The sequence below is a fragment of the Sandaracinaceae bacterium genome, from assembly GCA_016706685.1.
Lineage (GTDB): Bacteria > Myxococcota_A > Polyangia > Polyangiales > Houyiibacteriaceae > JADJJE01.
On the sequence record JADJJE010000042.1, the window covers coordinates 1 to 12,281 of the forward strand.

The window sequence follows — 12,281 nt, forward strand, 5'->3', positions numbered from 1 at the left end:
CATCGATGATGGCGCTCTGGTGTAGGGCGGCTGGCGAGAGCAGCTCATCGGCCCATGGCCGCAGAGGACCACGCAGCCAGTCAGCGAGGGGGATGGCGAAGCCCATCTTGGGGCGCTCAAAGAGCTGCCGTGCAAGCTCTCCGCCAGCACCTCGCGCAAGACCCACTTGGAGACTCCACCGCGAATCTTGAGGTCCGGCGAGAGCCTCCCAGCCAGCGCGACGACGCTCTCATCCAGCAAGGGCACCCGCGCCTCCAGTCCCAGAGACATGGAGGTGCGGTCCACCTTCGGCAGAATGTCGCCCGGCAGGTACGTCGTGAAGTCATGGAACATGAGGGTCTCGCGCGCATCGCCCAAGTCCGCAGCGGCCGCGTGCCGCGCCTCGGCGCGTACCAGTCCAGACGCCAGCGGCCCGGTGCTTGCCACCTCGCGCATGAGCCCCGCTGCGTCGGGCGCCACCAGCAGCCGTGCAAGCTTGTGGGCCTTCAGCCCTGGGGTGCGAAACGGCAACGGCGCGAGGACTTGGTCCCATGTGTCTGGCGAGAGGCTCTGAACGGCCCGCGACACGGCCGCGCGCAAGGGCCCCGGGATTACGGCCTGTGCCTTCATCACTCGGGGCAACCAGACGTGCCGGTTGTATCCGCCAAGAGCCGTCGCCGCCGTCCCCCGACAGCACCACCGTCACGTGCTCGCGGGCAAACTTGCAGACCAGCCACGTGGGCACCAAGGACGAATCCGCGAACGGCTCGCTGAATGCACCCGCCGCGGCGCGCGCTGCGGCCACCACCGACTCGGGCGTGAGGATGAGCTGGTGGTGCTGCGTGCCCAGTGTGAGGCGATGGCGCGAGCGCTCCCGGATTCGTCGAAGCGCGGGTCGTCGAAGCCGATGCAGAATGTTTGCGTTTGGGGCGGCCACGCACGCGCCGCGGCGGCAGCCACGACTGACGAGTCCCGCCGCCCAGGAGAAACACGCCCACCGGCGTCCGAGACCAGCTGCTTGTCCACAGCGCGGCGGATGGTCTGGCTAAACTGCGCCGTCGCGACGCCAGCGTCAGTGATGCGCGGGCTCCGAGACCCTGCGCCGCGGCGCGGCGGTCGTGGAACACGTGCACGCTAGGCGGCGCGCCCAAAGCCGCAAAGCACCAGGCCTCGCCCGGCTGCACCTTGTGGACGCCCGCGTAGACGCAGCTCGTGTCGGGCACGTACCCCAGCTCGAAGAAGTCCGCGGCCGCCGCGGGGGCTCACCGCCAGTTCCAGCCCGGGCACCGGGCGCAGGGCGCCAGCTCCGACGCGAACGCGACCCCGTGGGCGGATGACTGTGGCGCCACGTACAGCGGCTTGACGCCAACGCGGTCGCGCACAAGCCACAGCCGGCGCTGTGGCTTGTCCCACACGGCGTAGGCGAAGATGCCCTCGACGCGCTGCGCGGCTCCCAGGACTCCGTAGCGCGCAGTCGCCTCCACCAGCACCTCGGTGTCCGAGTGGCCGCGAAACGTGTGCCCCTGGCGCTCGAGCTCGCGGCGCAGCGCGTCCAGGCCGTAGAGCTCACCGTTGTAGGTGACGACGAAGCGCGCATCGGCCGAGGCCATCGGCTGGGCACCCATGGGCGACAGGTCGCGGATGGAGAGGCGCGTGTGCGCCAGCACCAACCCGGCGTCGGGGTCGATGAACGCCCGCCCGTCGGGCGGCGCTGCAACGCGCTCTGCATGCGCATGGCGACCTGCCGCAGCGCGTCAGGGCCGAGCGCGCTCTGCCACAGGCCTGCGATACCGCACATCAGAGCGCTCCCGACATCGGACGCATGGCCGCCTTAGCCAAGTGCGAGCGGCGCATCCGCCGCCGCCTCCGTTGTGCGCGCCTTCTGCGGGGCCGCTGGCACCAAGTGGAGCGAATAGGCTGAGAAGACGACGTAGAAATAGAAGGGCATCATGGGCAAGCGATAGCGAGAGAGGGTCCCGAGGTTGGTGGCGGCGAGCCCAACGGCCAGGGAGAAGAGGAGCACGAACACTACGGAGGCGATGATGTCGGGGGAGCGCCAGGCCCATCGCACGAGCTCCCGTCTCCCCGTTCGAGCGAAGGCGATGACGATCAAGTAGAGGATGGCTGTCGTCTCCACGCTGTTCACCAACATCATCGCGCTCCGCGACTCGAAGACGAACGGGCGCAGGAGAGCCGTCATGATGGTGTAGGGCGCGTCGAGTGCCAGTCCGAGGGCCCCCCCCTGCCCACCGCCGCTCGCCTCATCGCGAAACGAGGACCCCCCGGGGTCGGACAAGATGGACAGCTCCTGCTGCCGTGTGATGGACTCAGTCACCGTGTCGAGCGCGTAGCGTGGGTAAAGCTCACCGAGGAGCAGCAATATGCCCATGGTGGCCGCTCCGCCCAGCAGCAAGACGACGGGCCGGATGCGCACGCCGCCGCCGCGCGTCGCTGCTCGGTGCCAATAGAAGTACGTTCCGGCCGCCGCAGCGAGAGGGAACAGGACATAGGGTTTGAAGAGGCCCACAGTCGCTCCTCCGACAACGACCAGGAGGACACCCGAAAGAGTGCGGTTCGTTCGGATTCGACCCCCGCCCAGCACGATCAGACCCATCCCAATCAGAGCAAACGACTCCTTCTGAAAGGAGCTGGTCCAGAAGATCAAAGACGGCACCAAGAACGTGGACCAGAGGGCGCTCGTTCGCCGTTGGACCGGCACCAATTGCTCCAAGCCAGCCCAGAGGCAGGCCTGACCCGCGGCCGACAGCGTCGCGACGATAATGCTCCCTGCCCACAACGACTCTGTCAGCAGACCGACCAGCGCCCCCACGGCGATCATGCTCGCGGTCGAGGTCCCTGAACCGTGCACGGTGGCTGGGAGTTCGTACGGTAGTTGCAGCAAGACGCGCAGCAGCTGCGGGAGGTGCCGTCCCATGTCGTACTCAACGTACCGCATGAAGAACACGCCGTGCCGGTGATAACCAAGAAGATCACCGCCGCCGTAGTAGAACTTGTAGACCGCGACAATCGCAAACGCACCGCACGCGTGTGCATACCAGCAGTACATGGCGACTCTTCGGTCGCCTGCCGGCCAACTTGCGACGCCCCATGCGAACGCCGCACCGCACAGCAACAGCGCCGCCACGCACTGCCCGACGTCCATCATGTTCATCTGCCGGCCACTATGCTGCGCCACTGCGGAGGGCGCAACGCTGGGGTCCGTCCAGCGGCGCCGGCCCCCATGTTGGCCGCGCGACGCTTGCCGCCCGGCGAGAAACGCAATAGAGCAGCGCAGGAGTAACGAAATGACTGCACAGCACGAGAAGGTGGCCGTCATCGGCCTTGGTTATGTGGGACTCCCTGTCGCGGTGGGCTTCGCCCGCGAGTTCCCGGGCACCGTTGGCTTCGATATCGACCAGTCGCGCATCACCGAGCTGCGCGCTCACCAGGACCGCACGCGCGAGTTCGAGCCCGCCGAGCTCGCTGCCTCCTCGCTCACGGTCAGTGACGACGCGAGCGTCCTCGCCGACGCCACCTTCTACATCATCACCGTTCCCACCCCGATCGACGACGACCGCCGCCCGGATCTCGGCGCCCTGCGCGCTGCCTCCCGCAGCGTCGCGCCACACCTGAAGCGCGGCGACATCGTGGTCTACGAGTCGACCGTGTACCCGGGCGCCACCGAGGAGGTCTGCGGGCCGATCCTCGAAGCCGGCTCAGGCCTCAAGGCCGGCGTCGACTTCAGCCTGGGGTACTCCCCCGAGCGCATCAACCCGGGTGACCGCGAGCACCGCCTCGAGAGCATCACCAAGGTGGTCTCTGGCGACACCCCCGAGTCCCTCGCCCGGGTCGCCGCAGCGTACGGCGCCGTGGTGCACGCCGGCATCCACCAGGCCCCCAGCATCAAGGTGGCCGAGGCCGCCAAGGTCATCGAGAACACCCAGCGCGACCTCAACATCGCGCTCATGAACGAACTCGCCACCATCTTCGACCGCATGGGCATCTCCACGCGCGACGTGCTGGACGCCGCCTCCACCAAGTGGAACTTCCTGCGCTTCAGCCCGGGCCTCGTGGGCGGCCACTGCATCGGCGTGGACCCGTACTACCTCATGGCCAAGGCCGAGCGCCTGGGGCTCCACCCGCAGGTCATCACGGCCGGCCGGCGCATCAACGACAGCATGGGTGCCTTCGTGGGCCGGCGCACCGTGGAGCTGCTGGCCGACGCGCGCTCCACCATCGTGGGCGCACGCGTGGTCATCCTGGGGCTCACCTTCAAGGAAGACGTGCCGGATCTTCGCAACAGCCGCGTCCCGGATGTCATCGCCGAGCTTCGCAAGTTCGGCATCGAGCCGCTGGTGCATGATCCGCTCGCGTCCCCGGCCGAGGCCCTGCACGAGTACGGCATCACCCTCGCCGGCAGCATCCCGGGCGACGCCGACGTGGTCATCCTGGCGGTGCCACACCGCGAATACCTGGTGAGCCACGGCGCCCCCGTGATGGCCGCCCTGCGCAGCCCGGATCAGGGCCTAGTGGTGGACATCAAGGCCCGCCTCGACCGCACCACCCTGCCCGCTGGCCTCCAGTACTGGGAAGCTCTGAGCCACATGACCGTCATCGTCACCGGCGCCGCCGGCTTCATCGGCTCGCACGTGGCCACCCGCCTGCTCGAGCGCGGCGAGCGCGTGGTGGGCGTGGACAACATGAATGACTACTACGACCCGTCGCTCAAGCGGGCACGGCTGGCGCGGCTAGAACGCCTGGGCGGTGACTTCTCGCTGCACGAGATCTCGGTCGAAGACAACGAGGCCCTCACGCGCGCCTTCGACGCCGCCAAGCCCACCAAGGTGGTGCACCTCGCCGCGCAGGCCGGCGTCCGCTACTCCATCGAGAACCCAGCGGCCTATGTGCAGTCCAACCTGGTGGGCTTCGGCAACATCCTCGAGCTGAGCAAACGCCACCAGCTCCAGCACCTGGTCTATGCCTCCAGCAGCTCGGTCTACGGCAACCACACCCACATGCCCTTCAGCGTGCGTGACTCCGTGGACCACCCCATGAGCCTCTACGCGGCCTCCAAGAAGGCCAACGAGCTCATGGCCCACGCCTACAGCCACCTCTTCCGCCTGCCCACCACGGGCCTGCGCTTCTTCACGGTCTATGGGCCCTGGGGCCGCCCCGACATGGCGCTGTTCCTGTTCACCAAGGCCATGCTGGCTGGTCAGCCGGTCCCGGTGTTCAACCACGGCGTCATGAGCCGCGACTTCACGTACATCGATGACATCGTGGAGGGCGTCATCCGCACGCTGGACGCACCACCGGAGCCCGACCCCACCTGGAACCCCGAGGACCCGAGCCCGGCCACCAGCTCCGCGCCGTATCGGGTGTTCAACATCGGCAACGGCAACCCCTCCGAGCTGCTGGACATGATCCGCCTGATCGAAGAAAACCTGGGCATCAAGGCCACCCTCGACATGCTCCCCATGCAGCCGGGTGACGTACCGGCCACCTATGCCGACGTGGCCGAGCTGCGCGACGCGGTGGGGTTCACCCCCAACACCAGCCTGGCCGTGGGCATCGAGCGCTTCGTGCGCTGGTACCGCGAGTACTACGCCGTCTGATCAGAACACGCGCCGGGGCACGTTGATGATGTCTCCGGCGCCGAGCGGCACCTCGGCCGCCGACCCGACGTGATCTCGTCCACGGGCACGCGAAAGCGCTGCAGCTCGCCATCCACCCGGCGGCTGAGCGTGGTGCCGTTGCGGTCGGCCATGTCGCTGAAGCCACCCGCCAGAGAGATGACCTGTACCAACGTCAAGCCCGAGCTCACTGGGAAGTTCCCTGGCGTGGCCACCGCGCCCACCACACTCACGCGCTTCGAGAAGTATTCTTGAACGAAGACCGACACCTGCGGGTCACGCAGCAGCTGTCGGGTGCGAAGCTCGTTCTCGACCAACCGCGCCACAGCAGCCGGCTCGAGACCCGCCACATTGATCTGGCCCACGAGCGGGAAGTCGATGGTCCCGTCTTGACCCACTCGGTACGTCGCCGAGAGCGTCTCTTCGTTGAAGACACGCACGTCGAACACATCGCTAGCGCCCAGCGTGCTGTCGTTGGTGGATGGCGGCGGAATGGTCCCGGTGTCCACCGGACCGCGGCATGCGCTGGCAGCAAGCGCCCAGCGCAGACGCCATCAGTAGAAGACGCGCAGGCCGAGCCATACCTGGAACTTGCTGAACCCAGCGCCCGGGTCCACCAGCGGAGCACCGAGCTCGGCGTACGTGAAGTCGTGAAGTCGGCCAGGTACTCGATATGCAGCGTGATCGCCAGCCATTGGGTGGCACGGTACTCAGCGTAGACGTCCGTGAGCAGGCGCCACGCCTCACGAGACTCCTGCGACCCAAGCAGCGTCATGCCGTCGGCTGCGAGTGCGGTTCCCGTAACACTGCGGGTGGCCGAGAAGTCGATGCCGGTCGCGAAGACGCCACCCAGGATGAGCTGGCCGCCCAGATACATGCGGTCGTGGCGAGCATAGTTGCCAATGAACGACTGGTTGAAGCGGCGCTGATAGCCCAGCTTCAGCTGCAGGTTGTCGCGGGGCTGGAAGCGCCCCTCGAAGCGCGCGGTGACCGCATCACGGCCAACGCCATAGGCAGAGCCATCGTCGAAGAAGCCGGACGAGTAGCCGAGCATGCCGGTTACGGACACCGCTGGGGTGACCGCGCCGTTGAGGCCGACTTCTTGCCGGATGCGCCAACCGTCAGACACCAACGACCCTGCCCCCGCCTCCTCGTCGAAGCTCACGCGCTCCACTTGCCCTTCGTAGACAAAGCCGGTCTGAGGAAGGAACTCCCAATACACCCCGGTGCGAATCGCGTGTGTCAGCGAGCCAGCGTAGCTGAACTCGCCTGGACCGCGGTCTTCGAAGAAGTCCCAACCCAGCTGATAGCCAACGAACGCGCGCAACACGTCGCTCTCAGAGCGAAACCTCAACTCAGCGTCCACCGTGTTGTTGTCCCGCGCGTAGCGCAGGTTGGGCAGACCATCCACGAACGGTCGGACGGTCCGCGTGAAGCGGTCCGCCAAACGGAACGACACCTTGGCGTCCGGCCGGAAGTGGGCTTCGACGTCGGCTCCCAAACCGACGTTGTCACGCCCTGAATCGGCGAAGAAGTGGAAGAAGCTTGCCTGCACCCCGCCGTTGAACACTACCACGGGGTTGGTGTCTTCCTCCTGACGCGTGGTCGCCCGCAGATGCGCCGTGAGGCGCATCAGCAAGCTGTCGTTCGCATTCGTGTCCTCCAGATACACATTGCTGTCGTACCCGAACTCAGCCCCGAACCCCATGTGGAGCGTCAGCGGGCCCGTCTGGAAGCCTGGCCCCTGGCTAGCCTGGCGATCGCCGAGCCAGCCCTGAGCGGCAGCGCCGCTGGGCAAGCCCACGATCCCGAGCAACATCGAAAGTAAGGTGATCTTCGCGCAGTGGCGCATAACTCAGCTCGTTTCCCCCGGGGCCACCGCTGCGGTTACACCCTCGCCGGGTGCTGCAGAGTGCGTCGCCCCCTACTCGGTCACATGGTGCCGCTGGCGGGCGGTGGAATGTATGGCACGGGGAGCGTGAGCTCGTCCGGGATGTCGGAGATGTCTTCTTCGGGCGTGTTGTCCGCGATCTCGGTCTCCACTCGCGTGGCGCCCGTCTCGTAGACGTCCGAGCCTACACACTGGTTGGCCTCTTGGTCCAGCCGGTTCAGGTTCTGACCCAGCACGGACAAGACCGTGTACTCGTGGTTGCGGCGGCTGGTGTCGCCCGAGGCGATGGACTCCCGCACGGCGGTGGCGCGAGCCTCGATGGAGCGCTCGGTGGCGTGCGTCTCCGTGAGCTTGGCGTTGAGGCAGGTGACGCGGATGATGTCGCGGTCCTGACGGGACTCGTCCAGCATGCGCATCATGCGCGAGGACAAGCGGGTGGCCCGGCCTTCGATGAGCTCGGCCTCGGCGAGCATGTCGGCGTCGGTGAGATCGGCCAGGCGCCGAACCTCGGCTTCGGCCCCCCCGGGCTCTGCTGCGCCTTCGCCGTCCCCTGTCTGAGCCAGCGAGACCCCGGCCGTGAGGCCGAGGACGCACGCTAGAATCAGCGCTTTTTTATGGAATTTATAGCTATGACGCATAGATACCCACATCTGCCCAATCGCCCGTCCGAGTATACCGAGCACAGGGATGGTGTCAATCACGACTAGGTGCAGGCTCCGTTGCGTGCACCCAGCGTGAAGTTCATCAGCCACCCGGCTCGAACACGAACGGGAAGCGGTAGCGCACGCTGCCGCCGGTGGGGCCCGGCGAGAAGCGCAGGCGCCCGATGATGCCCACCACGCACGACCCCACAGCCGGGCTGACGGTGTTTTCCGTGGCGGTGGTGCCGGAGACGGCGCCGCTGGTCTGGATGGTGAACTCCACGCGCACCGCGCCGCGCAGGGTGGGGTTGCGCTGCAGCTCGCGCTCGTAGCAGCGCTTGATGGCGCTGGACTGCGCGCGAATGCGGCTGGCCACGATGCGCGAGTCGAACTCGCCGGAGCCGCCCACGTCGCCGCCGCCGCTCATGCGCATGCGGCCCACCACGCGCTCCTGCACCGGGCCGCCCTCGCCGGTGGACATGCCGCCGTCGCCCGACTGGGCCAGGCCGCCGATGCCGGTGCCGTCGCCCGCGCCGCGCCCGCCGCCGTCACGCGTGCGGAGGCCGCCCGTGGCGCCGGAGGCCACACCCACGCCGTTGGCCTGGGCAATGACGTCGGCTGCGTCGCCGGTGGGGGCGCCGCCCGCCAGGGCGTTGGCGAAGGCGCCGTCTGCGCCGCCCACGCCACCCAGGGCCAGGGCCATGGCCTGCGCGCGCGCCTCTTCACGAAGGCGGGCGCTGCGATCTGCCGCGGACTCGCCCGCGCTGTTGTCTTGGCTGGCCGACTGGCCACCGCTGGACGAGTTGTTGGAGGCCGTGCGCGGACGCTCCGTTTCCGTCTCCGTTTCGGCCTCGGTCTCGCCCTCTTCCACCACGGCCTCGCCCTCGGTCTCGGGCTCCGGGATGGGCGGCTCGTCGAAGATGAGGCGCGCCAGGCCCTCGGGCAGCTGGGCCACGCCGGTGGCGATCTCCCAGTCGGCCTCTTCCAGCCAGATGATGAACCCGAAGAAGAGCATGAACGACAGCGCCACGAACGTGGTGAACAGCCAGTCGATGCTCTTGACGAAGCCGCCGCGCGCCGAGGCCGGCAGCTGCGGCTTCGGGGTAACAGGCGGCGCCACCACGAACTGGAACAGCAGCGTGGTGGTGCCGATGACCACCTTGCCGCGCGAGTTGTCGGTGAGCTTCACCTGCCAGTACTTGCCGGCGTTGCGCGCGCCACCCGAGGTGCGCAGCGTGCCCAGATCGTGAACGCCACCCGCGAGCCCCACGCGGCCGCTCATGTCGTCCGTGAAGTTGAGGATGTAGTCGTCGCCCACCAGCTGGAACAGATCGAAGCGGGAGGCCAGGCCCTCGGCCGACACGATGAAGTGGTTCTTCTCGGCGGTGCCCACGGAGACCGTCTCGCGGCGCCGAATGATGCGCTCCTCGACGATCTTGCCGTTCTGGATGAGCCCGATGCGGAGCACCTTGGGGCCACCCGGAGGCGCCACGTTCACCGCCTGCATGGCCTGCGTCATCGCGCCTGCGCGACCGCTGGGCTGCTGAGAACCGCCTTGATTCGGGCCTTGTGGAGAAGTGCTCATGAGGTGAAATCTCTCTCGAAGCAGCGCGGGCTGCGGCTCAGGAAACCCTGGGGCGTGATAGTGCCGCAGGTCTGAACGTTGGAGGCCAGGGGCACGTGGAAGTTCCCTGGCATCCGAAATCGTGTCGATGGACTGGTGGACACTATCACCCTCCGGCCGGCTCGGTCCACTGCTCACAGCGCAGGGCAGCGGCTTCCAGTGCGGCCGCAAAGCGGCTGATGGCGCTGAGGCGCGCGAGCACCCGGGTGCGGATGACCCGCGAGGCGATGTACAGCAGCAGGGCCGTGCCGAGACCAATGCCCATGCTCACCAGGGCGCCGGCGTTGGCGCTCTTCTCGGCGGCCAGGAGCGCGGCGGTGGAGGGGCCGTGGTCGCTGTGCAGCAGCCAGAAGTGGTGGGCCATGGCGCCCACCAGCCCGAGCGCACTCGACAGCGTGGCGAAGCCTCGGATGACGCGCGCCCCGGCCAGCGCCCGGTGCTGGGCGTCGAGCGACGCGGTGTGGATGAACGAGCCCACGTCGCCCCCGCCGTCCAGCCCGTCGATGGCGGCCTCCAGCAGCTCACGCTGGTAGGCGGGGCCGGGTTCAGCCAGCAGCGTGGCCAGCGTGGGGGCGTTGCCCTCGCCGAGAGCAGCCAGCATGCGGTCCGCCACGGCCTGGTGCTGCGCCGGGGTGCCGGGGCCTCCCAGCTGGCGCAGCTTGCGAACCACCAGGCGGGCCGAGATGAGCGTCAGCACCACCTGGGCGGTGTGGACCGCGGCCAGCATTCACTCAAAAAGGTTCGCGGCGAACGCTCTCGACGATCTCCCGGATGAAGCTGGTCCGGAGATCCAGCACCTCGTAGCCGAGGTTGCTGCGGTTCAAGATGTAGAACGCGTTGGGCTTCTGCACGCGGCCCTCGATCTCGATTTCCTCGAGCTCGATGACGGCAGGCTGCCGGCGCTGCTGCTGGGCGGACGCGCCGCTGGGGAGCGCTGCGTCCACGGCCCACAGGGCGAGGGCCACACCGGCGATGCGGAACAGCTTCTGGGACGTGCTCATAGCCACTCCTCCTCTTCTGGCGCGGCTTCTTCTTCGGTGGCGGCCGGCTCTGGGTTGGCGGCGCGCTCGGCCTCGCGGGCCTCTTCTTCGGCGGCGCGCTGGGCGCGGCTGATGGCGCGGTCGATCTCGGAGAGGTACTGCTCCGACGGGTCGGTGCGGGCCAAGCGAGGCCCCATCAGGTTGCGGTAGCGCGCGAACGACTCGCGGGCGCGCTGCAGCGACTGGATGAGGTCCAGCCCCGGGAACTCGGCCCCGGCGGCGCGGTACATGAGGCCCAGGTTGAAGTGCACCTCGGGCATGTTGGGCGAGCTGGCCACCACGCGGTCGTAGGAGGCCTTGGCCTCGGTCCAGCGGCGCAGCGAGCGGTAGGCGTCGCCCAGGTTGAGGTGCACGGCCGGCAGCGTGGGGTTGAGCCGGGACACGGCCTCGAACTGCGCGAGCGCACCGGTGTAGTTGCCGCTGCGCAGCAGCATGGTGCCGAGCTCCATGCGGGCTTCGGAGTAGCTGGGGCGCAGCTCCACGGCGCGCTCGAGGGCGGCCACCTGTTCGCGGGCCCGGCCAGTCTCGCGGCCCAGGATCTGCGCGTTGAGGTAGTGCAGCTCGGCGTCATTGGGGGCGGCGCTCAGCGCGTTGGCCAAGATGGACGCCGCCAGCTCCTTGCGGTCTTGCGCCAGGCTGGCCTTCACCAGGGCGCGCAGGGCGGGCACGAAGCGCTCGTCACAGCGAAGCGCGCGGCGGGCCGCGTCCCAGGCCTGCTCGTAGCGCTGGTTCTGCACCAGCACCTCGGCGTGGATGGCCTGCAGCTCCAGGTTGGAGCCGAAGCGACGGGCCAGCGGCTCCACCAGCGTGAGGGCCCCCGCGCGGTCACCGCGGCGGATGTGGATGGCCACCAGGCCACGCACGGCGTGCTCGTAGTCCTCTTGGATGCGCAGCGCCTGGCGGTAGTACTCCATGGCCTGCGTCTCGTTGCCCGCGCGGTCTGCGAGGACGCCCAGGTTGAAGGCCGCGTGGTACGAGCGCGGGTCCGAGGAGAGCGCCGCCATGAAGGCCGTGCGCGCGGCGTCCACGTCGTTGGCGTTGGCCGACGACACACCACGCTGGATGTTGGTCTGGGCCGCGGCGCTCATGGGCGGGCGGGCCGCCGGGCGACAGGCTTCGTTGTCACGCGCGCCCCAGCGGTTGGGGTCATAGGCAGCCTGAGTGGGCGCAGCGGGGGCCGTGGCCGTGCCACCCGCAGGGGGCGGTGCCGACTGCGGGTTGGGGTCCGACATGGGGTCGTCCGGATCGATCTCGGGCGCCGGCGCCACGCTGCCAGGGGCCCCTGTGAGGCCGGTGGCCGTGGCGGGCGCCATGGTGGTCTCACCGCCGCTGCTGCCCTCGGAGGAGCCCGACTCGGACCCCTCCCCTTCGTCACCTGCGCAGCCCGAGGCCCCGAGCGAAGCTCCGGACAAGAGGAGCGCGAGAGCGACGGCACGTGCCACGGGGGCGGATGGTTGGACGTTGCGAGTCATG

13 protein-coding genes and 1 pseudogene are annotated in these 12,281 nt (G+C 68.5%); 3 read left to right on the top strand and 11 right to left on the bottom strand.

Annotated elements, in window-relative coordinates:
* The 4 genes from IPI43_29370 to IPI43_29385 all read right to left on the bottom strand — a co-directional run.
* Positions 1 to 579: hypothetical protein (locus tag IPI43_29370; GenBank protein MBK7778176.1), on the bottom strand; the 579-nt coding region annotated here is incomplete at its 3' end.
* 102 nt (positions 580 to 681) lie between these two features.
* Positions 682 to 1,005, bottom strand: a complete 324-nt coding sequence (locus IPI43_29375; protein ID MBK7778177.1) for a hypothetical protein — start codon at positions 1,003 to 1,005, stop codon at positions 682 to 684.
* 236 nt (positions 1,006 to 1,241) lie between these two features.
* Positions 1,242 to 1,646 carry a hypothetical protein gene (locus tag IPI43_29380; GenBank protein MBK7778178.1) on the bottom strand — a complete coding sequence of 135 codons (405 nt, stop codon included), beginning with the start codon at positions 1,644 to 1,646 and terminating at the stop codon, positions 1,242 to 1,244.
* Positions 1,647 to 1,810: 164 nt separating this feature from the next.
* Positions 1,811 to 3,151: a hypothetical protein gene (locus IPI43_29385; GenBank protein MBK7778179.1), complete on the bottom strand. Its 1,341-nt coding sequence runs from the start codon at positions 3,149 to 3,151 to the stop codon at positions 1,811 to 1,813.
* A 133-nt stretch (positions 3,152 to 3,284) separates the two neighbouring features.
* Here IPI43_29385 and IPI43_29390 point away from each other — a divergent pair.
* Positions 3,285 to 4,559: pseudogene (locus IPI43_29390) on the top strand (nucleotide sugar dehydrogenase).
* A gap of 15 nt (positions 4,560 to 4,574) precedes the next feature.
* Positions 4,575 to 5,594, top strand: coding sequence for an NAD-dependent epimerase (locus IPI43_29395; GenBank protein ID MBK7778180.1), 1,020 nt, complete (start codon positions 4,575 to 4,577; stop codon positions 5,592 to 5,594).
* Here the strand turns inward: IPI43_29395 and IPI43_29400 are convergent.
* Both IPI43_29400 and IPI43_29405 read right to left on the bottom strand, forming a co-directional pair.
* Positions 5,582 to 6,121 carry a polysaccharide biosynthesis/export family protein gene (locus IPI43_29400; protein ID MBK7778181.1) on the bottom strand — a complete coding sequence of 180 codons (540 nt, stop codon included), beginning with the start codon at positions 6,119 to 6,121 and terminating at the stop codon, positions 5,582 to 5,584. The genes IPI43_29395 and IPI43_29400 overlap by 13 nt on opposite strands.
* Positions 6,122 to 6,166: 45 nt before the next feature.
* A complete protein-coding gene (locus tag IPI43_29405) occupies positions 6,167 to 6,307 on the bottom strand; it encodes a hypothetical protein (protein MBK7778182.1) in 141 nt (46 codons plus the stop codon).
* A gap of 188 nt (positions 6,308 to 6,495) precedes the next feature.
* On the opposite strand from IPI43_29405, the gene IPI43_29410 reads away from it, so the two are divergent.
* Positions 6,496 to 7,134, top strand: a complete 639-nt coding sequence (locus tag IPI43_29410; GenBank protein MBK7778183.1) for a hypothetical protein — start codon at positions 6,496 to 6,498, stop codon at positions 7,132 to 7,134.
* Between the two features lie 410 nt (positions 7,135 to 7,544).
* Here the strand turns inward: IPI43_29410 and IPI43_29415 are convergent, their stop codons facing one another.
* The 5 genes from IPI43_29415 to IPI43_29435 form a co-directional block, all read right to left on the bottom strand.
* Positions 7,545 to 8,141 carry a hypothetical protein gene (locus IPI43_29415; protein ID MBK7778184.1) on the bottom strand — a complete coding sequence of 199 codons (597 nt, stop codon included), beginning with the start codon at positions 8,139 to 8,141 and terminating at the stop codon, positions 7,545 to 7,547.
* Between the two features lie 106 nt (positions 8,142 to 8,247).
* Positions 8,248 to 9,729, bottom strand: coding sequence for an AgmX/PglI C-terminal domain-containing protein (locus tag IPI43_29420; protein MBK7778185.1), 1,482 nt, complete (start codon positions 9,727 to 9,729; stop codon positions 8,248 to 8,250).
* Between the two features lie 145 nt (positions 9,730 to 9,874).
* Positions 9,875 to 10,495, bottom strand: coding sequence for a hypothetical protein (locus IPI43_29425; protein MBK7778186.1), 621 nt, complete (start codon positions 10,493 to 10,495; stop codon positions 9,875 to 9,877).
* A gap of 4 nt (positions 10,496 to 10,499) precedes the next feature.
* Complete coding sequence (locus tag IPI43_29430) at positions 10,500 to 10,769, bottom strand: hypothetical protein (protein MBK7778187.1); 270 nt, start codon at positions 10,767 to 10,769, stop codon at positions 10,500 to 10,502.
* The gene (locus IPI43_29435) at positions 10,766 to 12,280 is read right to left on the bottom strand and encodes a tetratricopeptide repeat protein (GenBank protein ID MBK7778188.1); all 1,515 of its coding nucleotides are present in this window, start codon (positions 12,278 to 12,280) and stop codon (positions 10,766 to 10,768) included. The genes IPI43_29430 and IPI43_29435 overlap by 4 nt, the downstream gene beginning before the upstream one ends.
* Position 12,281: the final 1 nt, after the last annotated feature.

Coding starts and splice junctions, on each gene's coding strand:
- IPI43_29385 (MBK7778179.1), bottom strand. CDS start 3,151: ATGAACATGATGGACGTCGGGCAGTGCGTGGCGGCGCTGTTGCTGTGC.
- IPI43_29405 (MBK7778182.1), bottom strand. CDS start 6,307: ATGGCTGGCGATCACGCTGCATATCGAGTACCTGGCCGACTTCACGAC.
- IPI43_29415 (MBK7778184.1), bottom strand. CDS start 8,141: ATGCGTCATAGCTATAAATTCCATAAAAAAGCGCTGATTCTAGCGTGC.
- IPI43_29420 (MBK7778185.1), bottom strand. CDS start 9,729: ATGAGCACTTCTCCACAAGGCCCGAATCAAGGCGGTTCTCAGCAGCCC.
- IPI43_29425 (MBK7778186.1), bottom strand. CDS start 10,495: ATGCTGGCCGCGGTCCACACCGCCCAGGTGGTGCTGACGCTCATCTCG.
- IPI43_29430 (MBK7778187.1), bottom strand. CDS start 10,769: ATGAGCACGTCCCAGAAGCTGTTCCGCATCGCCGGTGTGGCCCTCGCC.
- IPI43_29435 (MBK7778188.1), bottom strand. CDS start 12,280: ATGACTCGCAACGTCCAACCATCCGCCCCCGTGGCACGTGCCGTCGCT.